The organism is Streptomyces sp. NPDC049585 (assembly GCF_040675615.1).
GTDB classification, from domain to species: Bacteria; Actinomycetota; Actinomycetes; order Streptomycetales; family Streptomycetaceae; genus Streptomyces; species Streptomyces luteosporeus.
The window spans coordinates 1-1,117 of the sequence record NZ_JBFAPE010000077.1; the positions used below are offsets into that span (position 1 = coordinate 1).

Sequence of the window (1,117 nt, forward strand, 5' to 3'; positions counted from 1 at the left end):
CCATGGCAACGGCGCCTAGCGTCTCGTACTCGATGACGGTCCGGCTGGAGGTTCCTGCGAGCGGGACCGCGGTCAGCGAGCTGACCACGGCCGTGGAGTCCTCGGGCGGGTCCGTCACCGGCCTGGACGTGACCGCCTCCGGCCACGAGAAGCTCCGCATCGACGTCACCATGGCCACCACCTCCACCGAGCACGCCGCGGAAATCGTCGAAAAGCTCCGCGGCATCGAGGGCGTGGTCCTGGGCAAGGTCTCCGACCGCACCTTCCTGATGCACCTCGGCGGCAAGATCGAGATGGCCTCCAAGCACCCCATCCGCAACCGCGACGACCTCTCCATGGTCTACACCCCCGGCGTCGCCCGCGTGTGCATGGCCATCGCCGAGAACCCCGAGGACGCCCGCCGCCTGACCATCAAACGCAACAGCGTCGCCGTGGTCACCGACGGCTCCGCCGTCCTGGGCCTGGGCAACATCGGCCCCAAGGCCGCCCTGCCCGTCATGGAAGGCAAGGCCGCCCTCTTCAAGCGCTTCGCCGGCATCGACGCCTGGCCCATCTGCCTCGACACCCAGGACACCGACGCCATCGTCGAGATCGTCAAGGCCATCGCCCCCGGCTTCGCCGGCATCAACCTCGAGGACATCTCCGCCCCCCGCTGCTTCGAGATCGAAGCCCGCCTGCGCGAAGCCCTCGACATCCCCGTCTTCCACGACGACCAGCACGGCACCGCCATCGTCGTCCTCGCCGCCCTCACCAACGCCCTGCGCGTCGTCGGCAAGAACATGGGCGACGTACGCGTCGTCATGTCCGGCGCAGGCGCCGCCGGAACGGCGATTTTGAAGCTGCTGATCGCCGCCGGCGTCCGCCACGCCGTCGTCGCCGACATCCACGGCGTCGTCCACGCCGACCGCCCCGACCTCGTCGGCGCCGACCCCCACTCGGCACTGCGGTGGATCGCGGACAACACCAACCCCGAGGGCATCACCGGCACCCTCAAGCAGGCCGTCCAGGGAGCCGACGTCTTCATCGGCGTCTCCGCCCCCAACGTCCTCGACGGCGACGACGTCGCCGCCATGGCCGACGGCGCCATCGTCTTCGCGCTGGCCAACCCCGACCCCGA

General features: G+C 70.0%; 1 protein-coding gene. It reads left to right on the plus strand.

Annotation, left to right across the window (positions count from 1 at the left end; all coding sequences use genetic code 11):
- Window positions 1-2 precede the first annotated feature (2 nt).
- On the plus strand, window positions 3-1,117 hold a 1,115-nt coding region (locus AB0K17_RS30715; RefSeq protein WP_365985012.1), incomplete at its 3' end, for a malic enzyme-like NAD(P)-binding protein.